Source organism: Ruminococcus sp. Marseille-P328, from assembly GCF_964249465.1.
GTDB classification, from domain to species: domain Bacteria; phylum Bacillota; class Clostridia; order Lachnospirales; family Lachnospiraceae; genus Blautia_A; species Blautia_A faecis.
In genome coordinates, this window is the sequence record NZ_CAXUBQ010000084.1 from 1 (window position 1) to 515 (window position 515).

The window sequence follows — 515 nt, forward strand, 5'->3', positions numbered from 1 at the left end:
AGTCAGTAGGAGTAGACCCGAAACCGGGTGATCTACCCATGTCCAGGATGAAGCTGCCGTAAGAGGCAGTGGAGGTCCGGACCCACATCCGTTGAAAAGGGTGGGGATGAGGTGTGGGTAGGGGAGAAATTCCAATCGAACCCGGAGATAGCTGGTTCTCCTCGAAATAGCTTTAGGGCTAGCCTCGGTCATGAGTCTTGTGGAGGTAGAGCACTGAATTTCCTAGGGGGCGTCAAAGCCTACCGAAGAATATCAAACTCCGAATGCCATGTAGACAGGACCGGGAGTCAGACTGCACGAGATAAGTTGGGCAGTCAAAAGGGAAAGAGCCCAGACCTTCAGTTAAGGTCCCAAAGTGTACGTTAAGTGGAAAAGGATGTGGGGTCTCGAAGACAACCAGGATGTTGGCTCAGAAGCAGCCATTCATTCAAAGAGTGCGTAATAGCTCACTGGTCGAGAGGCCCTGCGCCGAAAATGTCCGGGGCTGAAACGTACCACCGAAACTAAGGGATCCG

At 52.6% G+C, this 515-nt stretch carries 1 rRNA gene; it reads left to right on the forward strand.

The window, feature by feature from the left end:
• Nucleotides 1-515, forward strand: a 23S ribosomal RNA gene (locus ACESTK_RS20570); the annotation flags it as partial.